Here is a 23,122-nt window from a genome sequence, read left to right on the forward strand (position 1 = left end):
AGGAACGTATTTGACTAAATTGTATAAAAAGATGGATCCTAGTGTCAAGCTACTTGGATGACAAATATGGGCTACTTGAATGGCACTATCGCAAACGAACTAGTGTCAGCTACTCAGATGATATCATTCTTGTAACACCAATTGATATAATTCAACTATAATTTTAATCTTTTAACAAATTTAATTTTTCAGGAGGCACATATGAATTTTAACATTTTTCAAAGAAAGAAAAGCAGTGAATACTCTGCTTTGCAACTAATGATGGAACCAAGTTGGAGTAGGCGTGATTATGTAAGTTTTGCTGAGGAAGGTTACATAAAAAATGTTATTGCCTTTCGAGCAATTAATATGATCGCAAGTGCTGCATCTTCGGTACCTTTTATTCTCTGCCAGCTTACTGACCAGGGAAAATCACAACTAAAAGCACATCCGTTACTGAAGTTACTTTATTCTCCTAATCCAATGACATCAAAATCAGAATTTATTGAGGGGATTGTAACTTATCGGTTAGTTAATGGCAATTCTTATGTATTGATGATTGAGGCGCAGAACAAACCAACAGAGCTTTATCTTCTGCGCCCTGATAGAGTTGAAATTGTTCCGGGGAGAAGTAACGTTCCTTATGCCTATCGTTATACCGTAAATAACAACAGTTATGACTTTAAAGTTGATAAATTGACTGGGCGTTCAACAGTACTGCATCTTAAAACCTTTAACCCTTTGAATGATTGGTATGGACTTTCACCAATTGAGGCAGCTGCATATAGTATAGATCAGCATAATCAGGCTGGTGCTTGGAATCAGGCAATGCTGCAAAATGGAGCAAGACCAAGTGGTGCAATAGTTGTGAAATCAGAAAAGGATGGAAGCGTTGGAAACTTAAGTCAAGAGCAGTACCAACGCTTAAAAGCGCAGATAAATGATCATTACTCAGGTCCTGTCAACGCTGGAAGACCGATATTACTTGAAGGAGGTTTAGAGTGGAAGGAAATGAGCTTATCACCGAGGGATATGGATTTTATTGAGTCAAAACATAGCTCAGCTCGTGATATTGCGCTAGCTTTTGGCGTTCCGCCGCAGTTGCTTGGCATACCGGGTGATAACACTTACAGTAATTTAGTTGAAGCACGTCTTTCCCTTTGGGAACAGACGATTTTACCAACGCTAGAAAATATTATCTGTCACCTGAATTCTTGGCTAGTGCCCAAGTTTGGCAAAGATTTATGTTTGTCATATGATAAAGACGCGATAGAAATTCTAATGGAGAAAAGACAAAAGATGTGGAAATACGTGCAAAACGCAAGCTTCATGACGCTCAATGAAAAAAGAGAAGCTTTTGGCTTGCAACCGTTACCCGGTGGTGATAAGTTGAATTGATGTTTATATAGTATAGATATTTATACTAAGCTGTAAGAAATTAGAGGTATTTTATGTATCAAGAACAAGAAAATTCAGTAAGTAATTCTCGATTGACTCTTCCTCATATGGAATTATCGTTGAGAGCCAAACAAGATACTAATCCAACAGATAATGAAGGTCTTGTCCCTTTACATTATGCTGCTTGCGGAAATCGCTTAGAGCAAGTGAAATTATTGCTTAAAAACGGAGCAAATGTTAATGCATTGGATAATTATGGTTTTACTCCTTTACATTATGCTGCTTCCATAAATTGTAAAGAGGAGGTGGAATTATTGCTTAAAAACGGAGCAGATATTGATGTAAGAAATCATTTCGGTGCTACTCCTTTATATTTAGCTGTTCAGGGAGGCCATGAGAATGTGGTAAAATTATTGCTTAAAAACGGAGCAAATATTAATATAGCAGATAATTCTAGCAAGACTGTTTTACATTTATCTGTTCTCAAAGGCCACACAGAGATAACAAAGTTATTGCTTGGAGATATGGAGACTCCAAGTACAAGCTGCATCGATATAAGCATTGAAGAGTTACAAGTAACTAGTAAGTCTTATTATTAGAGGGTAGATGAAGTTTACTATCTCCTAAATCGTATCTGTTCAGATTCATGTGAAATCAGTCCTTTTTTTCTTGTCATGAAAGTAGCTGACACTGGGATCCAGTTTGACGAAAGCGCTCTACAACGTTTTTTGTGAAAAAGCCAGTGTCAGGCACTGACCATTTGTTGCTACGTTTTTGTCTATCTTATTTTGCCACCCTGCTGAACGGATACCCTAAATCATGTAGCTAAATGAGTTAACTATTTTTCTTGCTAACTAAGGTGTTGTAAATTTGGTCTACATCAAAACTCATCTTAGGGCACCAAATAGGGCCATCTAAGTGTGCCTCGATATAAAGAGGACTATTATGATTTGGTAGTATGAAAAAGAGTCTGAATATAGAAGTTAAGGAGAACTTAGATAAGATTAAATTAGAAGAGATAGAACCTGATGCTTGATCGATACTAAACTGTGAACTAGTTGAACATACACCACTGTTAATACTTACTTTTCCATTAATATTTTCAAAAAGCGTACTGCCATTATATATATCAACGTAAGCAAGCTTGGAAATTTCAGGTTTATTCTTACTGCTTAACAACTTAGTGATGAATGAATTAAAATCCACATTTGTAAACTCTATTTTCTGTGCTTGAAAGTTTACATTTCCTGATAAGTTACTAGCCCAATCATCAAAGCTTGTCCCTTGAGTTTTGATTTCACCACTTAAGCTTATCTTGCCATTTATGTTATTAACTCCTATAACTTCCTTGGTGTCCAAATTTGCAATAGAAAATTTTATGTGAATTGAGCCTGCTTTTAGATAACCCTGAAAAAACATTTGTCCATGTTCTAGTATGTAACTTATCTTTTTGATAGTGATAGTGCTGTTTCTTATCACTGTATCCAAGTTAAAATCTTTTAAGACGTTTTGCCCAATTTTAAATTCTGTAGTTTTGATTTGCACGTTTGCATCAAAATCTCCTTTCTCATCTAAAAAATTAAGCTGCTTTGTTGACCATTGAATTTGATTTATTTCATTTCTTGAGTTTCTTTTTACCTCTAATAGTTTTGGTAATTTAAAGATATTTCCATTAAATTTATTACCTGTAAGGTTTACGTCTAATAAAGGCTTAGTGTATTTTTGATCCACTAATATTTTTACACTACCGGTAATGTCGAAATTTTCTCCGAATAACTTTATTTTATCTGCAACTAGCTTGTTCTCTTGTATTTTTAATGAAAAATCCAAATCTTCAATTTTTGTACCATTGAATATAGAATCTTTAACACTAGTTCTTATATTTACATCATATTTAATATTTTTCAGCCATTGCACTTTGCTGAATAATGAATAATCATATTTATCTATATTAATGTTATGTATGCTAAATTTACTATCGATCATATTGTGTTTTTTTGTGTGATTTACCTTAATTGATCCTTGCCAAGATTCTTTGTTATTTAGCAATCTGATATCTGAAAGAGATAATATTCTAGGTGCTAAATATAGTTTAGAACTTGCTGTAAATTGACTTTTCTCTCTTTCTTGCATCTTGATAGAAGGTAAAATATGTGAAATGAACGACTCACCCTTTATCAATATATCACCATTAAATTCAGACAAGTTGCCATTGTTTGAAACTTTTCCTGATAAGCGAGATATATTATTGGTTCCAGGAAACTGAAGAAGAGTATCAACGTTTATTTCGCCATTAGCAAATTTTAGCGTAGCATGAAATTTGTCCAATATCCTGTTTTGATATTGAATATTTGAAGCTTCCATATTAAAATCCAAGCTCAGGTTCTTTGGCACAACCTCTCTAAAAGATTCTAAAAGACCCTTCATATCTGTTGTTTTGTGTGAGCCGTTTTTTAGGTCGACTTTACTAAAACTAATATTGATATTAGTATGATCACTTTTTCTATCATTTTGTATTATACCAGTGCCTTGCATGCTTTTGGACTCAATTTTTAAATCAGTTGCCGTAAACTCGCTTTCATTGAGATTGATATTGGATGATATCTCAATATTTTCGCTGGGAATCACATAAGAAAGGAAGCTAAGATTAATGATTTTTGCCAAGCCGCTCATAGAATCAGAATTATTATTAATCGTCAATACTAAATTGCCCTTGAGCTCTTCTTGATTTCTATTACCTTTAAATAGCAAATTTGCAAAATTTGAATCAACACTAATGTGTACATTATTTTTTGTGACATTAACCTTTCCAGAAAAATCGTAATTGTTGTCACCAATCTGTACTTCACCAAAAAACTGCTTATTTTTTTTTATAGCAACTTCCTTGATATTAATAGTATCGGCGTTAAAACTTATTTGGCTGTCCTTTATTAATATATCAACTATATTATCATTGGCTTTCGTATTTATAATATTAAGTAAATTTTCTTTGTTGCTTTTCATGCCCAAAAATGAGATTGACTTTGGTTGCAATGAAAATGAAAACAACGATGGCCTTATTTCAATTTTTTTTGCACTAATTAAATCTGATAATTTTTGCTCCTTGTTTTTGTTGTATTGTACATATACATTGTGAATAGTAAGTTTTGGAGTAATGAGCGAAACTTCAATTTTTCCTCCAACATGTACTTTAGCATCATACGTCTTCTCTAACTCTTTTACGATATATTCTCTGTAGCCACTCCAATCCTTAAAAGTTGCAGCAACGTGCATGAGAATTAATAGCAACGAGATTGATAATATGGCGTATAAAGAAAGTTTCATAATAGACCTCTCATTCCAGCATCCCTTCTCTTCTTGTCATCCCAGTTTGGGATCCAGGAAATTTGATTAGACATTAAGTTAATTAGCAAAAAAGTAGCTATTCTTATGTTAAAGCACAGCATTTTTACATGAGAAGCTGGTCTGATGAGCACTGGGTTCCCAGTGGAAATTGCTCTCAAACCACAACACTTATACAGTTGTGTGTGTGACACTGTGATCCAGTGTGACTTAAATAAGGTTTTCCAGATTATATAATCAACAAAATTTCTGGATCCCAGTGCTTGACACTGGGATGACAGGAATAGGTTATGGGATGAAAGAAGTGGATATTGGAATAGTAGCTGAAATGACATATAGCAATACAAAGGGTGTAATTTACACATATTTCAAATTATTCAAATTTCCTCTAAAAATCAGGTAAAGAGTGCTAGAATAAATAATAACACTCAAAGCTATTAAAGTTACTAAATAAACAATACGAGCTAGCCCTCTATCGAAAAACAACCCTGCTGATAAGTAATTAGAGAGATAAAGAACTATTGACATAACCAATGTTGCAGTGAGAATTTTTACAATATTTAGTAATAATGCTTGGCTAAGCTTATACATCTTATTTATTGTTAAATAATTAATCAATAAAATAGAATTTATCCAAGTGGAAATGGAAGTAGCAATAGCAATTCCTATATGTTGGTATTTGTTCATTAATAGGAGATTTAGTATTACGTTAATTCCAAGGCACGTTAATGAGAACATAGTTGGTATTTTTAGCTTTCCCCTAGCAAAGAATGTGGGTAGCAATACTTTATTTATAATAAATGCGGGTAAAGAAAGAGAAAATGCTACTAATGTAGGAACAGTTTGCTGCACTGCATAATAATCAAATCGGCCGTAAGAAAAAAGCGTAAGTAAAATCATGTCAGGAATAATGATAAAAGCAGCAGTTATTGGCATAATTAATATTAACCCTATATTAAGGGCCTTGTTCTGTATTTTGACTATATTCTCAGTATCATTTATTCGTTTTGAAATCATAGGAAGAAGTACTGTACCAATTGCAGTGCCAATTACTCCTTGCGGTAGTTGATTTAGTCTATCGGCATAATATATATAAGAAACTGCATTTGGTATAAAACTCGCCATGATTGTGTCAATCCATACACTTATTTGTATTACACAATTGTTGATAATTGCAGGTATTACACGCTTGAAAAACAACTTCACTTCGTTACTTAATTCTAAACTAAAAGAAAAGAAAGCCTTTAATTTGTATGCACTAAATATTATTAAAAGTAGCTGCAAAATCCCTCCAATCAGGACGGCTATAGAAAGGTTATGAGCCGGTGTTTCAATGTAAGGTAAAAACAAACTGATGATTAAACAGAGGTTCAAAATGATTGGTGAAATAGCTGTTGAAGCAAAATGCTGTTTTACTTGCAACATTCCACCAATAAGTGATGCGATTGACACGAAGATTATGTAGGGCATCATAATTTTCGACAAAGTTACAGTAAAGGTAAATTTATTTTGGTCAAATCCAGGAGTGAAGATTTTGATCATGTAAGGGAAGAAGGTTTGTGTGATAAGGCAAAAAATTACTAGAATAATAAACGTAATGGATATTACACTACTTGCGAAATTAAATGCCTTTTTATTATCATATGACTCTGCAGAGTATAATGGTATGAATGAGGTAGTAAATGCCCCCTCTGCAAAAAACGATCGAAATAAATTAGCAAAGCGAAACGAGGAAAAGAATATATCTGCAAGAGAGGTTGCACCAATAACCGTAGCAATCAATACATCTCTTATTAGCCCTGAGATTCTTGAAATAGCTGTAAAAAAACTAAATGTGAAAATACTTTTAAACATATCATGGTGTCAATACGATTGAGTATAATGATAAAAGCATGAATGAAAATATTTAAAACCCTCTGCAAAAGGAGGTAACTTAAATAATTAATTGACTATTTGTGCTCGTATGTTAAAAATTTTATATCTTGGCGGGCGTAGCTCAGTTGGTAGAGCGTCAGTTTGTGGTACTGAATGTCGCCAGTTCAATCCTGGTCGCTCGCCCCACTCAAAATTTTCACTTTACATAAATATAAACATTAGATATTTTTGCACGGCCGTTAGCATTCCTTGTTGCTCTAGTATTTAGATGGTGGAGGGGAAGTTTGCAATTTAGAGTAAAAATGATGCCTATTAATTAGTGAGAGGGATTGTATGTATATTTGTTTGTTAGCTTATAGTATAGTGTCAGCACTAGGAATATTAGCTTGGTGGTTGAGTTTTGACACTTCATCACCTTTAGCCATAGGTGCAATTGCTGGTTCTATGGCTCTAGCATTGATTGCGGTTTTGCACGTAGGATGTTTGCTATATAAGTTTTGCAAAAGAGATCCTATTGAGGAAGATCATGGAAAAATAGCAATTTTTTTGGGTATGGCTATACCTATAAGTACTATGATTGGGGCAGTGCTTAATGCAAGTGTGATTGCTGTTCTTCCTAACCCAGTAGTAACAGTGATTATCTTAGTAAGTGCAATAACAGGGCTAATAGCAACAATTATGGGGGTTTATGTAGCCACATCTTTAGTGCATTGTGCAGATGAAGCAGCAATTACATTTGCAGCAAGTGCAACTTCGATTACAGATTCTACATTTGTTAGAATATCTCAGGAAGAAGAAGTGGATGAGCGTATTACCTCTCCTACAGTTGAAAAAGTTTCTTCTGTAAAAGAGACGATAATTTGAGCTAAGTTAGTTTGTAACACTGGAATCTGTAAAATTTGACATCAATCACTGATAGTTGGAATATTATAGATTAGGAATTACTCAAGAAGATGCATAAGTACGACGTAGTGGTAGTAGGTGGCGGTCATGCCGGGTGTGAAGCAGCTACAGCTGCAGCACGTCTTGGTGCAAGCACGCTACTTATAACTCACAAAATTTCAACTATAGGAGAGATGTCTTGTAATCCAGCAATTGGAGGAGTTGCAAAGGGTGTTGTAGTTAGAGAAGTAGACGCCCTTGATGGAATAATGGGGAGAGCTATCGACCGAGCAAGCATACACTCGGTCGTTTTAAATGGCAGCAGAGGCGCAGCAGTATGGGGCCCACGTGCACAAGCAGACCGAAAATTATACAAAAAAGCAATACAGGAAATTATTCTAAATTATAACAACTTGACAGTAAAAGAAGAGTCAGTTGACGATTTTCTTATCGAAAGTGATAGCAATGGAGAATCTTATATAAAAGCTGTAATAACAGACTCAGGTGAACGTATACTGACAAGCAGAGTTGTTTTGACTACAGGGACTTTTTTACGTGGTGTGATTCATATAGGAGAGCAAACAACTCCTTCTGGAAGAATAGGAGATAAACCTGCAATAGAGCTTGCAAACACGCTAAAGAAGTATGATTTTAAACTGGGCAGGTTACGTACCGGAACTCCACCGAGGCTTGATCGTGGCACTATAAACTGGTCGGTATTACAAGAACAAGTGGGTGACAATCCACCTACACCATTTTCTTATCTTACAGAGAAAATTAACCAGCCTCAGGTTTCATGTTTTATTACTCATACTAATGAACATACACACAGAGTAATTCGAGAGAATCTTCACAGATCAGCTTCTTCATATTTAGATAACGTTATTGCACCAAGATACTGCCCATCAATTGAAACTAAAGTTAAAAAATTTGCAGAAAAAAATAATCACCAAATATTTCTAGAACCAGAAGGGATTGATGATAACACTATATATCCAAATGGAATTTCAAATTCATTGCCCATCGAAGTGCAGTATGAAATGATAAAGAGTATAAAAGGGCTTGAAAATGCAGAAATATTAAGACCTGGATATGCAGTTGAATACGATTATATCGATCCACGAGAGCTATTTCATACTCTCGAAACTAAGAAAGTTAAAGGACTATACTTTGCTGGTCAAATTAATGGTACCACTGGATATGAAGAAGCAGCTGGGCAGGGAATTATTGCCGGAATCAATGCAGCACTCTCTTTATCTCAAAAAAGTTTTGTTCTTCATCGTACAGACTCATATATCGGTGTAATGATAGACGACTTGGTCACTAAGGGAATTACCGAGCCTTACAGATTATTTACCTCGCGTGCAGAATATAGACTGGCAATCAGGTCAGATAATGCAGATAGAAGATTGACACAAAAAGGTTATGACATCTCTCTTGTGTCGCATGAGAGATACTCTGTTTTGCAGGGTAAACTTAAATCCATTAAGCAACTTGAGGAGAAATTAGAGAGCCTAACAATTACTCCTGAGCAGCTCAGGTCCTATGGCATTAAAATATCTTATGATGGAATAAGAAAAACAGCATTAGATTTGCTCGGTTATCCAAATATTGACTGGAATAAATTACGAGAAATATGGCCAGAGTTAAACATGGGTTCCAGTGTCAGCTACTTGCATAACGCCAAAGCACCTCTTCCTGTCATCCAAGTAGCTGACACTGGGATCCAGTACTTGAATGATGATGGAATGGATGCAGTTGACACTGAAAAAAATGTAGATTCCAGCGTCATGTGCTGGAATAACACTATAACTGATAGCATAGCCAAGAATGAAATATATGAAGCAGTTGCAATTGAAGCAAAATACAAGCCTTATTTAGTAAGACAAGAAGCAGATATGAAGTTTCTACAAGAGGAAGTTAATACTCAAATTCCAACTAATTTCAACTACTCACAGATTAAAGGCTTGTCAACTGAAGTGATAGAAAAGTTGCAGTCAATAAAGCCAGCAACAATTGGTATTGCGAAGCAAATACAAGGTATCACTCCAGCAGCGATAGTTAGCATATTAGTGTACCTTAGGAATAAGAAAACGAAAATAGCTGCTAATTCTGCGTAACATGTCAAAAATCGAAGAATTTCGCTCTTTTATGCACGAAATAAATGTTGATACATTTATGTTGAATACTAAAGACGAGTATTTAAATGAATATTCAAAAGAGTTAGCAGAGTTATGTGGCTTCACGGGAACAAGTGGGCTACTTATCGTTACAAAGAGTAATAAGTGCCCATTTTTTACAGATGGACGCTATATCACACAAGCTCGCAGTCAGCTCGATCAGGGCAGTTTTCGAGTATATAATATACAAGAAGAGGATCCACACAAATGGGTAAAAGCAAACTTAACATTGACTACCTCACTGGGTTACTATCCGCAATATTTTACTATGAAGGACATAAGAAAATATGAAGGCATTTGTAAACTAGTACCATACTTAATTAAAAAAGATAGTAGTCATAAAGCACAAACAATAGTCTCACATGTATCTGGTGAGAGTGGTAAGGATAAATGTGAAAGAGTAGCTAAAAACATAGAGGCTGAAGCAGTGCTTCTGACTGATCCAAATTCAATTTCGTGGTTATTAAATTTAAGAAATGAAAGTTCTGAATATACTCCTTGTATATTGGGTCGTGCTATATTGTATAAAAATGCCAATGTTGATTTATTTATTCAAGATAAAGAACATTCAACTATAGAAGCAAATTTTGATAACCATATAAATGTTTTTGATATTAGTGAGCTAGAAAATTCACTACATAAGTTAAATTTGGTGGTGATAGATCCAAGCACGACTCCAATGAGCATTATGAATGCAATAGATCCCTTGTATAACCATTATTTAAATGAAAAATCAGCTTCGGTGTCATTCCAGTGCTTGACCAGAAATAAAAAAGCATGGATCCCAGTGTCAAGCACTGGGATGACAATAAGTAATGAAAGAGGTCTAATAGAAAATAAGCAGATAATTGAGAAGGAGGATCCTTGTTTGATTCACAAAGCAGTAAAAAATCAAACTGAAATAACTGGAGCTATAAGTGCGCACATCAAAGATGGAGTAGCAGTTATAAATTTTCTATATTGGCTTGAAAACAATATTGACAGTGAAATTACTGAGCTTGAAGCTGAAGAAAAAGTTTTAGAATACAGAAAAGAGCAGAATTTGTTTAAGCAACCGAGTTTTCCAACAATTTCAGCATTCAACGAGAATGGAGCAATCATTCATTACCGTGCAAGCAATAAGACAAATAAAGTCATTCAAGAAGATGGGCTGTATTTAATTGACTCTGGTGGTCAGTACCTTGATGGCACAACCGATGTTACAAGAACTATAGCAATTGGTAGTCCAACCAATGAGCAACGAGCTCACTACACAATAGTATTAAAAGCTCACATTGCGATAGCAAGTGCGGTCTTTCCTTCTGGCACTACTGGTGGAGAATTGGACATATTAGCGCGTATACATTTATGGAAATTTGGAATGGATTACATGCACGGTACAGGACATGGAGTAGGAAGTTACCTTTCGGTACACGAAGGACCGCAAGCAATATCAAGAGGAAATAAAGTGGAACTCATTCCAGGCATGATACTTTCTAACGAGCCTGGTTATTATATTCCAGGAAAGTATGGAATAAGAATTGAGAATCTGATGTATATTGAAAGGCGAGAAAACGTCTTTTTAAGCTTTAAACAATTGACCTCTGTTCCTTATGATAAAAAGCTAATAGATATACAAATGCTTACTGAAGATGAAGTTAAATGGATAAATAGCTATCACCAATTTGTTTATAAAAATATAGAAAATGGCATAAAAGATAAGGAATGGTTAAAGAGAGTATGTGAACCTTTAAAATAGTTAATTTGTCATTTAATCAAGTATTAATATAGTTGTTCTTGTATTGTTTTTAATTAAAAACAATATATAATATTAGTTTCAAATAGGTGTAATTATGACAGATAAAGTGCAAGATGATGAATTTATGAAGCAGTACATGGATACTTGCAAAGAGCAAATAGAAAAATTGGCAAGCGACCCTAATTTGCTTCAACAGACCTTAAAGCCATTCATGCAAATGTCTCAGCAACTTATGGCTGGTGGTATGCTAGAAGGAAATATGCCTAGCATGATACCTGATATGGGTGGTATGGATATCAACAAGATGATTGCTCAGATGAAGGAAATGTATGATTACATAAAGAGTAATCACAAAGAGCTCATGGGAAAAGATGCTTCACAAATTCAAGAGCTTGATGATTCCAGCAGAAGATTGAGAGGCTTGGTCAAGAAATTGATAGAGAAAGTTGAAGCTAAGTAGTATTTATTCATATCAAAGAGCTATAGCAGTAGTGAGGTCTTGTTCCTCAAATTTAGTATTACCATAGAGTTAAATATAAACATAAAGGGATGAAGAGATGATTGAACTTAAAAGCCAAGAAATTTGCCCAAATGGAAATAAGAAAAATTTGATTATTTTTTTTCATGGTTGGGGCTCAAGTGGCGATAATTTCGTGCATCTTGCTAAAGTTATGAGCAAGTTTTTGCCTGATTCATGTTTTGTGGTACCGAATGCTCCGTTTGAGAGGGAAATAGGTGATGGTTATCAGTGGTTTAGTTTAGAGGATCGTAGTGAAGAAGCACTATATAATGGGGTGAAAAATGCTGCATCAATTGTAAATCATTTTATTGATACAAAATTAAAGGAGCTTAATTTAAAAGATACTCAGCTTTCTTTAGTTGGATTTTCTCAAGGGGCAATGCTTGCAATACATGTGGCTCTTACCCGGCTTCAGTCTTGTGCATCGGTTGTTGCATATTCTGGTAGGTTTCTTTCACCTTCAAAAATTGCACCGGAGATCAAATCAAAACCCAGCATATGTGTTATTCATGGTGAAGCTGATGATGTGGTACCTTTTTCTTCCCTTGATTTAGCGGTTAAAGCTCTGAAAGAAAATGGAGTAAACGCTCAAGGATACCCAATTCATGGATTAGGCCATATTATTAATGAAGAAGGAATAAGGTTAGGGGTTGAGTTTATCAAGAAGAATTTTGGAAATTAATTTCCATGCACTTGTTTTGCTTTGGTTACGGATATGTAGCCAAATTTCTATCGAAAAAATTGCTAAATTTAGGCTGGAAAGTTAACGGTACATCAAGAAATAAAGATATACAACTTTTTGATTATGAAAAGGTTGATCAAGATCTGCTTAAAAGCGTAACGCATGTTTTAGTTTCTATTCCTCCAGACGGCGATGATGTTATGGAGAGATACGGTCATTGTCTGGAGAATATTAAATGGCTTGGTTATCTGTCTGCAACTAATGTTTATGGTGACCACTGTGGTAATTGGGTGAATGAGGAATCTGAAACAAAGCCTATAGAAATTAGAGGAGAAAAGCGCCTTGAGTCTGAAAAGAAGTGGCTAAGTAGCAAATTGCCTGTACATATTTTTCGTTTGGCTGGGATATATGGTCCTGGTAGAAATGCGCTAATTGACCTGCAGCTTGGCAAAGCAAGAAATGTGAAAAAAATTTTTTCTCGTGTTCATGTTGAAGATATATCGAATATTTTATTTTCTTCCATGCAAAATATAAAGCCTTATGAGATATACAATTGTGCAGATGATTTACCTGCTACGCAATCTGAAGTGGTCACGTATGCAGCCGAGCTTCTCAATATTAGCCCTCCAGAGCCAGTTGAGATTTCTTCCGTACCAAATTACGCACGGGGTTTTTATTTAGGGTCAAAAAAAGTAAGCAATACTAAAATTAAAAAAGATCTTGGTGTCTCTCTAGTTTATCCTGATTACAAGGTGGGTTTAAAGAGTTTGTATATATCAGAATAGAGAAAATAGATTGCCAGATGCAAAAATTTTTCTTGAATGTTCCTTGTTTTGATGTAATACCACTAGGCATACTATTATATAGAGGTAAATATGTTCAGCACTCAATCGCTCCCGGTTGAAAATATTCTATTACATCAAGCCGCTTATAATGGTAACATAAATGAAGTTAGGTTATTACTTAATGTAAAAACTGATATCAATATCAAGGATAAAAAAGGATTTACAGCCTTGCATTTTGCTGTTTATTCAGGACATTTAGACGTAGTAAAGTTACTAATCAGTAAAGAAGCTAATATTCATGCAAGAACTACTAAAGGCAGTACAGTTTTACACTTTGCTGTTGTAGCTAAAAGCAAAGCTATAGTAGAGGAGTTAATTAAAGCGGGAGCTGATCCCAATATAAAAGACTGTACTGATGGTAAGACACCTTTACATATTGCTGCTCAAAATGGACTTGTAGAAGTTGTAAAGGTGTTACTTAATACTCAAGAAATTGAGATTGATGCTAAAGACAATGAATTTGGTATAACAGCTCTGTACTTAGCCTCTCAGAACGGACATACTGAAATAGTTGAACTATTAATTAGCACAAAAAATGCTGATGTTAACATAGTAGATAAAAAAAATAATGTCACACCCTTGTATCTAGCTGCTCAGAATGGGCATGCAGCAGTAGTTAAGTTGCTTCTTGATAATGGTGCTAAAGTCAATGGCTGTGATACCAGTATGAATCCTTTGTGTGTAGCTATTGATAATGGCCATGACGAGGTAGCTCAATTATTACTTAGTGTAGAAGGGGTGGATGTCAATATTGGCAATCAGCTTGGCAATACACCTCTACATATAGCAGCTATGAAAGGTAATGAAAAAATGGCAAGATTACTGCTAGAAAAAGGTGCTGATCCTAATATTAAAAACCTTTCAGGAGATACTTCCTTACAAGCTGCTGAATACGTAAGAAAAATTAGCTGGCATGATAATCCTCCAAATGTACAAGGAGGATTCTTCGTGTTAGTTGGCTCGAATGGAATATATTCATTTCAGCAATTTTATGAGCAAAAAAAAATTATGGAGCTTTTGGTACAACATATAAAGGACAGCAGACCTAGCTCATCAGTAGATGAAATTGACGTATCTGTTCAGCAGAGTAGCAAAATAAGATAGATGAGAAAACTAGTTTGTGACATTGGTGTCCAGTTAAATTTACATGGATTCCAGTGTCAGCTACTCGAATGACATTATGGAAGCTGTGATGACAAGGAAGGAAGCACTAGAAAGAAATGGGTGTCACGCACTGGGATGACATTATGGGAACTGAGATACAAGAAAAGAAACACTGGTTTGACATGCATCTGTCTCAGTGATGTAAATTCGACTTTACCCCATTTGCAACCATCAGGGTTCTTTGACTATAGACCTAACAATTCTTTTCTAATTTCTTCTTTAATTGTATCAATAATCTTTTTATCAAGTTTATTTATTAAGGAATCATCAATACCTGTGATGTCATCTGGATTTTGTATCATTTTTTCAATAGCATCATCTATTTTTTTTACTCTTTTTTCATTAATTTCCTCAAATATAGGTTTAATTTTCACATAACCAGGAGCGCCCTTGCTATAACTTTTGCTGCTTTCGTTGATACAACCACCAGCACCATATGTTTTATTCACGTAGTTTTTACTACATTTTGTTACATCTTTATACCCAATCTCACCATTTTCTATATATGCTATTTTATTATCTTTACTAGAGTTTAGCTTGTCCCCTTTCTTAATTTCTTCTTTTAATTTTAAACTTTGTTCATGAATTATTGTATCTTTGTAATTCTTTCCCCCATAGGTTCTGTATGTACCTCCGCCTGCAACAGTAATTAAATCTTTACAAATTGTTTCTGAAGAGTCTCTGCACATTTTTATTAAAGTTGGTCCCCCATCCTTGTTAGATTTATCATTTTCTTTTCCACCACCTCCTTCTGTTACTTTTACTTTAATATATGGATAACTAGGGTTGACTCTCAGTTTAGCTTTAATGTAATCACCTGGCATTCCTAGTCTACTTACAGTAGACTGAGCTTTACCATCTATATGACCAGCTTCACCACCTCCCCATGCTTCTATTTCAACGTAATCATACATTGACAGATCATCTGTAGAGCCATCTCCAAGCTCATAAAGTTTTTGATCCCTGTTTTCAATAATCTGCTTCTTATGTTTCAATTGTGCTATTATTATTTCACGTAATCTCTTTTTTAAACCCTCTAAATCGAACCTACACAATTTATCAGCATAAAAAACTTCTGTTCTATTTGCTTTAATCGGTTGATTTTTTAATTGTGTGCACTTTTGTATTTCACCTTTCTCGTTTTTTACTGTTTTACCATCCTTATCCTTGCAATCCACTTCCTCATATCTTAAGTAAAATAGTTTATCATTCTTATCTACATACTGTGTTGAGCGACTACATACTCCATCAAAGCAGAGGCAACCATCATCACCGTGATTACAGTTTTTTTCTTCATACTTTCCATCTGTTAACTCATATACTATTTTGCATTTGTCACAATTTTGTTTTGTATCTACCTCTTTATCCTCTTTTGCCATGCAGTTATCTCTAGACTTATTTTCAGCAGGAATGGAAATATATCCTTTTTTATTAAATATTATTTCATTCAGTGCATCTTGTGGCTTTGCTAAAACATCAACTAATTCAATAATTCCCCCTTTTTTGCAAGGAAAATAATAAGATTGATTTGATTCTTTCGAGTAAACAGTATTGTGTTTAGCATAGCTTGCTCTCATTGACTTCAGTGATATTAGCTCACTTCCTTTTTCAAGAACGAATTCCTCCGGTTCTGGCTGCCAACCAGAAAGGCATAGCATTTTACTTTTAGGATTTTCTTTATATTTTATTTCTACTTTTGGATATCCTGAGCCATCTAGTTTGCACTTACCATTCTGAAGCTCTTTACATTCTGTTTCAATATCGGGAACATATCCATATTTTTCTAGAACTTCAAATTGCGAATTATTTTTTAATATACCTTCTATTACGCTATCGATGTCGCTTTTACTGTTACTGCTATCAGTTGTTTTTGCCACTATTGCTGGCTTTACTACTTTTAAAGGTAGATGGCCAACATATGTAGGAGAATTTTTATTAACATAAAAAGTACAGATGCCATTACTGTGAGTTCCACGTGCGTCATAAGTACAAACGTTCTCACTCATCTTCATTTTTACTTTTAGCGTATTTTCGCCTTTACCCTCATTAGGCTTTGGTATGCTCACTTCTTCAATCTTTGGAGCAGGTGGCGCTGGGAAGCAGCGAGCAGGAAATTGTAATTTTCTTTTGGACTCTTCTCTCTCAGTACCATAATATTCAGTGCAGAGCTGACCTTTTTTTCTATAAGTTTTAAAGTGATGGTGGGTATCTTTATCTGGAATAGAGTATGTAGCACTTTGAATGTTTTTATTACTTGAAATAACGCGTGGAAAAGGTAGCTCTCTTCTTTCCTTCAGCTCACCAATAATGACTCCAACTCTTGGATGGAAATAATCATTTTCTTCATTTGTTATAGGAACAATTCTAACTTGTGGAGGTGACATTGCAAGTTGTTCACAAAATGGAGGGGGGCCAGGTGCAAGTTGCACAGGGGCACACTTTACTTTTGTTTGATAGCATGTATCACAAACTTTTTCCATCTCTCCAGGACGAAAAATATTTTCCCCAGAAAATACTCTAGAGCCCCATGAAGAAATTCCTGACATACAAGCCCCTTTTTGACTACAAGCACATATCTTAGGAGAATTAGCAAATTTTACTTTTTCTTCATCAGTAACACCATCTGCCCATTCCCATCCAAGACCTTGGGCAATTTCTCCTCCAGCTTTTGTTTTATCTCCTTCCCAATCTATAAAAGCTGCTGCAGAAACTCCAGCTCCTGTACTCTGCGTTCCATATATCTGGCGGCAGAATGTTCCACTGGATAATATATAACAGTTGTCGTTCCCTTCGTAATCGCAGACCTTAATCTTTGGATCGAAGTAACCTTCTGGTTCCTGATTATTTACTGCTGTAACTTTAATAAATTGCAATAATTTTTCGTCAAAATCTAAATCGCTCCACTTGCCTTTAAAAAAATTCGCAATACCTTTTCCTGCTTTACTTCCTGTAGCTTCAATTTCAGTATTACTTTTTACAAATGTTGGACAATCAGCATATCCTTGATAAGAAAGACAAAATATCAAGGAGAATATCAATAAAAAATTAAGCTTTACATTTTTCATAGAACGCCGGTAACCACTTACTCACTTTTTCGCCTTTTTCCTTTATTGCTTCATACATATACTTTATAGTCTCTTTATTAGCTGAAAGTACATGTATTTCTTTCATATTCTTCAAATCTAGATTTAAAGTTACTAAACCTTTGTATTGCTTTATCAAAAATAAACCTTCCTGTGTTGGTGTTTGCAAAATGACATTCAGTTCCTCTTTCGACAGAGAAAATGCCTTCATGTATAATCTGTTTGCATTGATGTTCGGCATCAGGATTCTCGTATCGACATGCTTATCTAAATATTGAGTAAACTTGCTAGCAAATGCTAGGTTTAAGTTTTCAGTACTTAGAATTACTACAACATTTAACTTTGTCATTCTTTGCATCCAGTCGTCAAACTCTCCCTCTGTAGGAAAAATATTACTTATCTCCCATGCTTCATCCAAAACAAGTATTGCAGGTGAGCCATCACATTTTGCTTCGAAAGAGTATAAGAAATAGTAAAGTATCACGGACATACATTCTTTTTGCTTAGTGAGATTTGCAGTATTGAGGGATATAGTTTTTGTTCCCCAGTCAATGTCTGACTCATCACCATCTTGGAATAAGTAAGCAAATTCACCTTCACCACACCATTTACTTATTTTGCCTCCAAGAAGTAAAAGCACTTCAGAAATTTGAGAAATAGATCGCGATTCTCTTGGTATAGCAAATATAGAATCTACAATTTTTTTTGTCTTTTCTTCTACGTCTACCAAACTTGCATCTGCAACCATCCTTTTGATCAATTCAACAAGCATATTGCGATTAGAAGCACTATCTTCAATGTTCAGTGGGTTAAATTTTAGACTTTTATCTTTATATTTTGGATCAATTATGTAATATTGGCCGCTTACTGCTTTAGTAAATATTATTGATTTTCCAGTATTATCCAATATAACAATCCTAGGGTTAAATTTTCTTGATTCCGAAAGTAAGAAATTGATCAGTGAGGTTCTACCTGAATTTGGAGCTCCAAGTATTGTGGTATGACCATTATTTTTCTTTCCATGAAAGTTAAAAAAGTAAGGACTGCCTTTTTTTGAAAAAAAAACTGTTACTGCTTCTTTCCATCTTCCTCCTTTTAACGTACCTGATGTAAAATCATGCAACATAGCAAAGCTGCAAGCATATTTTTCTAATATATTTTTTGGTTGTGTAACAAAAGCAAAGTTTCCAGGAAGCTGTGCCCAAAAATGATTTTCCATGTGCAGATCAGTCCTAAACATCATCAACCCGATTAACGACATTACAGAGGATAAATCACTGATATTTTTAGCTAACCTATTCTTATCATCTGCAAAGATTGTAACAATAATTTTCTGTTGACAAAAATCCATAGCAGAAATTTTTTCAAGCTCTATTATTTCATTTATTCCTGAGTTTTGAAGTAAGGTATTGTCCTCACTGATTTGCAGTATATTAATTTGTTTTTTGAATTCTTTTACTGCTTTATTATTACTAGTAAATATTATTATTTCTGTGATGATAAGCTCAGAGTCAAGTTGCAAACACCTATCTATATTTTCTAAGGGGATTTCTCGATATTCCTTTATGCAAAAAATAGAACCAAACTTCTGTTGACCTTCAAACGATGTTTGAAATTTATTGAAACCAAAAGCTACTTTTAAATTTTTAACATGCTGCGATAGATCCCTTTCACATATTGGATAATCTTTGTGCGTTAATGTAATAATGTAATGGAGAAATTCCATCATTTGAGAATATATTTTGCCTTCACTAGACCTAAGGCCCAGTTTTTTAGCTCCAAAAGGTTCTAAATCTTTTTGAATCAGGTCAGTTATTTTTTGTAATTCTTGATGATTTTTTTGTAAAAATAACTTGTGCCTATTCTTTATCCTGCCAAAAAAAAATGCATTATTAATATGTTTGCCAAAATCACTAAGTAACACCACAATGTATAACTCATTTATATACTGTAGTTTACTATCAACTAGTTTATTAAACCACGTTGAGTGTAGCTGATCGGAAAAGTCTGAAGTTTTATTCCACTGTAAGCTCAGTTTATTGCGCTTACGGACAGTGTGAATCCAAACGGTAAAATATAAACTCTTGATATTTTTTGATATACTTTTTCTAATTTCAGTTCTAAGATCACCATAGTTATCAACTGAAGAATAGTCTTCTAATTTGATTATTTTTAATAATTCCCCCTGTTTTGTTAGTATAGTTTCTTCATCGTAGTGGCAAGCATAAGGGATAAAATCTAAATTAATACTTTCTAGTAACGCTAAATTGTTCTTTTTTTCAGAATTAGATCTAGTGGCTGGTACTTTTGGTTGCATACAATATCATGCGTATTCAATAAAAAGATAATAAAGAATCATCTATCTTACTTAATCCTTATCTTCTTTTTTGTTATTGGATTGTAACTGTATGTCCTTTGCAAAGTTGAATTTTTCTTTCAGGTAATCTGTTGCCTTTTCTGTGCTTCCAAACATCATGATCAGTACGCCAAATATTATCATGAAAAAAATTAGGCCTCTGAACACTACTGCAAGTATCACTGTAGCTATACATAACCCTATAATTGTCGAAGGATTCATATTTTCTACAGTATCTTTAACTGAAAATGAAGAAATAAGTTCTTTCAACGTTCCTGGTATATTTTTCAATTCATCACTTGCTTTGCTAGAACATGACATGAAGATAAAACTTAACAGGGCTACAATAGCAAAAACTCTACCCAATTGAATACGCATCAGCTAAATACCTTTAAGATACTCCTCAAATGTAACAATTTTTACATCAATAGGCAAGAACCGAATTCACTTGCTCACCATAAGTAACTCATATTTAACTTTTATCACCGTGTTAGCTCTTTATTATCAACAAGAGGACTCACACTAATGGATGTCAATTTACTTGACAGAAAGTTTGAACACAATTCAGCAGCAGCTGCTGTAGCAAACACCGCAGCCACCACAAACAGTCCTGCTCCTACTAATCCTGATGTCATTGCTCCTGCAACAATGCACCCTATTGCTAAGAGAGCAGAACTTGTTACAAGTGCGACGTGAAGATTTTTGTTTTTACTATTATTTTCATAATTATTGGATTGCATTGTATCTTTTACCTTACTGCCTGTCACTGAGATCACACAATGAGGCCCTTCTTCAGTCTTCTTATAATGTTTAGAAGGGGATATTCTTCCGCTTGGGCCTTTGGGCCTTGTTTTGTTCGGATGTGCTAATTTTGTTTTTCCTTCATCTTCTAGTTGCAAACTATTATCTTTCTCAGCAGGGTTTAATTTTAAGTGTACACTTTCCTCAGATGAAATGCTTGTTACTGAAGTTAAGCTGTTCCTTCTGCTACTTGATGCCAAGCTAGATGAATTTATTCCACTATCTAAGTCACTGCTACTACTGAGTTTAGAAGTATTTGCACCGCTTGGCACTTCTACAGCATTCACAGTTATATTAGGCTTTTCATTTTTTAAATCTTTACTATCAATCGAAAGATCAGATTGACTATTCAATTGTGATTGTGCGATCTCCTTTCTTGCTTGCGATTGTTTTGATGTAGGATGTGCTGAAGCACCATAATAACCTGAATTTCTCAAGGTATTGTATTTTCCAGGGGTTCCTTTTCCACTTACACCCTTAGCTAAAGAATCCTTTTCCAGAGGATTAATACCTGAATTTTTGGGAATTTCAACTTCACCAGAAAGACTTTTTTTGTTAAATAGTTCCATAGTATTATTTTGTCTATTTGCTTGATTACTTCTAAGACTTTTCTGATTTTGAATAGTGCTACTAGAATGATCTTTGTCACTACTTTTATTAGTAATCCCTGTAATCTCTAAAATTATTTCTAATATTTTTCCTCTTATTGTTGGTGATCTTTGTGATGATTTTTCTTCATTGTTAAGTACTGAAGGTTTCATTAATTCCTCTGACTCTATCACTTCTTTTTCCAATGCTGGAAGAAATTTCTTGGTGTAATAATTATAATATTTTTCTTGCTCTCTCAGTAATTTTTCTAATTTAATTAATATGTTCGGATCAGCTCCTTTGTTGAACAACTCTATGCATTTTGCGATAGTTCCATCTCCCTTTTTTAGATTTTCATGATTATGTCTTTTTTTTGTGACCTTTTTGTGTATAATTTCGTGCAACTCTTTCGTTTTTGATGCTGAAGAATTCCCTGTTTTCTCCTTTCTCTTATCTGAGATTTGTGAACTTCTGATAGGATCGCTAGTAGATGAGTAAGTATTGTTTCCTACTGCGCTATCAAATAGCACTCTTTTCTCATATGATGAATCAAACATAACATTCCTCTCATATAAATAAAATGTATGAATACCTCTTTAGCGTTAATTTTAGATTAAAACTGGGCAGTTATGCCTTATTGCGGATAATTATAGCAATTTGCTAACTATTTTTTTTGCTGATTACTGATTTTACATTTCAACATAATTGCTTGCCTGTTGAACTAACATATCTATCACTTCTTTTACAGGCTTTTCTCTATCAACCATGCCAACACTTTGACCGGCCATTAAAGATCCTGTTTCAACATCTCCATCAATTACTGCCCTTCTTAAGGCTCCAGCCCAGAACTTTTCTATTTCAAGCTGCCCATTTTCTTTTGAGATTTCTCCATTTTGATATTTATCAATAATGTCTCTTTGATGCTCCATAAAATCGTCACTTGCTTTGTTAACTATAGCCCTTACTGGAATTACAGGGAAATCAGCACTAATCTGCACAGAAGATACAGCATTACGCGCAGCTGATTTGATGAATACTTCTTTAAAATTTTTGTGAGCGATTGACTCATTCGTGCAGACAAATAATGTACCTATTTGACAGCCACTTGCTCCCATTTCTAGGTAGTTCACTATCATTTCGCCTCTTCCTATTCCACCTGCAACAAACACCGGTGTTTTCTCATTTTTAAAATGAGGTAATATCTCTTGTGCGAGAACAGAAGTGCTAACAGGACCGATATGTCCTCCTGCTTCCATACCTTCTATTATTAACGCATCTACTCCCATTTTTACTAACCTTTTCGCGAGGCTTAATGCTGGTGCAAAACACATAACTTCAATGCCCGCACTCTTGATTTTTTCTATATTAGGCTTCGTTGGTAGTCCACCTGCAAGCACTATATGGCTTACTTTCGTTTCAATGCACACATCTATCAACTCACTCAACTTTGGGTGCATAGTAATTAGATTTACACCAAATGGTTTGTTAGTTAATTTCTGTGTCTCTATGATTTCTTTTTTCAGTAAGTCTGGAAACATTGCACCACATGCAATTACACCAAAACCACCGGCATTTGAGATTGCTGAAACTAAATTTCTCTCTGAAACCCAGCTCATAGCGCCACCCATTATGGCAAACTCACTACCGAGAAAATTTGTTCCTTTTTTCCAGAGGCTACTTAACATATAA

General features: G+C 34.6%; 16 protein-coding genes and 1 tRNA gene. 10 read left to right on the forward strand and 7 right to left on the reverse strand.

Annotated elements, in window-relative coordinates; genetic code table 11:
- The first annotated feature begins 201 nt into the window (after positions 1 to 201).
- Positions 202 to 1,377, forward strand: coding sequence for a phage portal protein (locus tag OPR37_RS00865; protein WP_264684933.1), 1,176 nt, complete (start codon positions 202 to 204; stop codon positions 1,375 to 1,377).
- A 53-nt stretch (positions 1,378 to 1,430) separates the two neighbouring features.
- On the forward strand, positions 1,431 to 1,976 hold the full coding sequence (locus OPR37_RS00870) for an ankyrin repeat domain-containing protein (RefSeq protein WP_007302070.1): 546 nt from the start codon (positions 1,431 to 1,433) through the stop codon (positions 1,974 to 1,976).
- A 235-nt stretch (positions 1,977 to 2,211) separates the two neighbouring features.
- Here OPR37_RS00870 and OPR37_RS00875 read toward each other — a convergent pair whose 3' ends face one another.
- Entirely contained in the window at positions 2,212 to 4,701 is a 2,490-nt protein-coding gene (locus OPR37_RS00875) for an AsmA family protein (protein ID WP_007302069.1), read from the reverse strand.
- Between the two features lie 375 nt (positions 4,702 to 5,076).
- Positions 5,077 to 6,573: a murein biosynthesis integral membrane protein MurJ gene (murJ, locus tag OPR37_RS00880; RefSeq protein ID WP_026097235.1), complete on the reverse strand. Its 1,497-nt coding sequence runs from the start codon at positions 6,571 to 6,573 to the stop codon at positions 5,077 to 5,079.
- Positions 6,574 to 6,704: 131 nt separating this feature from the next.
- Between murJ and OPR37_RS00885 the strand changes: the two genes are divergently transcribed.
- From OPR37_RS00885 to OPR37_RS00920, 8 genes are all read left to right on the forward strand, one after another.
- Positions 6,705 to 6,780: transfer RNA gene (locus OPR37_RS00885), tRNA-His, on the forward strand.
- A gap of 147 nt (positions 6,781 to 6,927) precedes the next feature.
- Entirely contained in the window at positions 6,928 to 7,458 is a 531-nt protein-coding gene (locus OPR37_RS00890; protein WP_007302066.1) for a hypothetical protein, read from the forward strand.
- Between the two features lie 89 nt (positions 7,459 to 7,547).
- A complete protein-coding gene (gene mnmG / locus OPR37_RS00895; RefSeq protein ID WP_007302065.1) occupies positions 7,548 to 9,596 on the forward strand; it encodes a tRNA uridine-5-carboxymethylaminomethyl(34) synthesis enzyme MnmG in 2,049 nt (682 codons plus the stop codon).
- A gap of 1 nt (position 9,597) precedes the next feature.
- Positions 9,598 to 11,394, forward strand: a complete 1,797-nt coding sequence (locus OPR37_RS00900; RefSeq protein ID WP_264684934.1) for an aminopeptidase P family protein — start codon at positions 9,598 to 9,600, stop codon at positions 11,392 to 11,394.
- A gap of 94 nt (positions 11,395 to 11,488) precedes the next feature.
- Positions 11,489 to 11,854: a hypothetical protein gene (locus OPR37_RS00905; RefSeq protein WP_264684935.1), complete on the forward strand. Its 366-nt coding sequence runs from the start codon at positions 11,489 to 11,491 to the stop codon at positions 11,852 to 11,854.
- 97 nt (positions 11,855 to 11,951) lie between these two features.
- Positions 11,952 to 12,596 carry an alpha/beta hydrolase gene (locus OPR37_RS00910; protein WP_052264810.1) on the forward strand — a complete coding sequence of 215 codons (645 nt, stop codon included), beginning with the start codon at positions 11,952 to 11,954 and terminating at the stop codon, positions 12,594 to 12,596.
- 5 nt (positions 12,597 to 12,601) lie between these two features.
- Positions 12,602 to 13,381, forward strand: coding sequence for an SDR family oxidoreductase (locus OPR37_RS00915; RefSeq protein ID WP_213863966.1), 780 nt, complete (start codon positions 12,602 to 12,604; stop codon positions 13,379 to 13,381).
- A gap of 90 nt (positions 13,382 to 13,471) precedes the next feature.
- The gene (locus tag OPR37_RS00920; RefSeq protein WP_007302061.1) at positions 13,472 to 14,545 is read left to right on the forward strand and encodes an ankyrin repeat domain-containing protein; all 1,074 of its coding nucleotides are present in this window, start codon (positions 13,472 to 13,474) and stop codon (positions 14,543 to 14,545) included.
- Between the two features lie 245 nt (positions 14,546 to 14,790).
- Here the strand turns inward: OPR37_RS00920 and OPR37_RS00925 are convergent, their stop codons facing one another.
- The 5 genes from OPR37_RS00925 to OPR37_RS00945 all read right to left on the reverse strand — a co-directional run bounded on the left by OPR37_RS00925 (position 14,791) and on the right by OPR37_RS00945 (position 23,118).
- The gene (locus tag OPR37_RS00925) at positions 14,791 to 17,670 is read right to left on the reverse strand and encodes a hypothetical protein (protein WP_264684936.1); all 2,880 of its coding nucleotides are present in this window, start codon (positions 17,668 to 17,670) and stop codon (positions 14,791 to 14,793) included.
- On the reverse strand, positions 17,651 to 20,005 hold the full coding sequence (locus OPR37_RS00930) for a VirB4 family type IV secretion/conjugal transfer ATPase (protein ID WP_007302059.1): 2,355 nt from the start codon (positions 20,003 to 20,005) through the stop codon (positions 17,651 to 17,653). The genes OPR37_RS00925 and OPR37_RS00930 overlap by 20 nt, the downstream gene beginning before the upstream one ends.
- 51 nt (positions 20,006 to 20,056) lie before the next feature.
- Complete coding sequence (locus tag OPR37_RS00935) at positions 20,057 to 20,422, reverse strand: hypothetical protein (RefSeq protein ID WP_007302058.1); 366 nt, start codon at positions 20,420 to 20,422, stop codon at positions 20,057 to 20,059.
- Positions 20,423 to 20,526: 104 nt separating this feature from the next.
- Entirely contained in the window at positions 20,527 to 21,990 is a 1,464-nt protein-coding gene (locus tag OPR37_RS00940) for a hypothetical protein (RefSeq protein ID WP_007302057.1), read from the reverse strand.
- A 132-nt stretch (positions 21,991 to 22,122) separates the two neighbouring features.
- Entirely contained in the window at positions 22,123 to 23,118 is a 996-nt protein-coding gene (locus OPR37_RS00945; RefSeq protein ID WP_007302056.1) for an NAD(P)H-dependent flavin oxidoreductase, read from the reverse strand.
- Positions 23,119 to 23,122 lie beyond the last annotated feature (4 nt).

It is taken from the genome of Wolbachia endosymbiont (group B) of Lycaena phlaeas (assembly GCF_947251875.1).
In the GTDB taxonomy this organism is placed as follows: Bacteria; Pseudomonadota; Alphaproteobacteria; order Rickettsiales; family Anaplasmataceae; genus Wolbachia.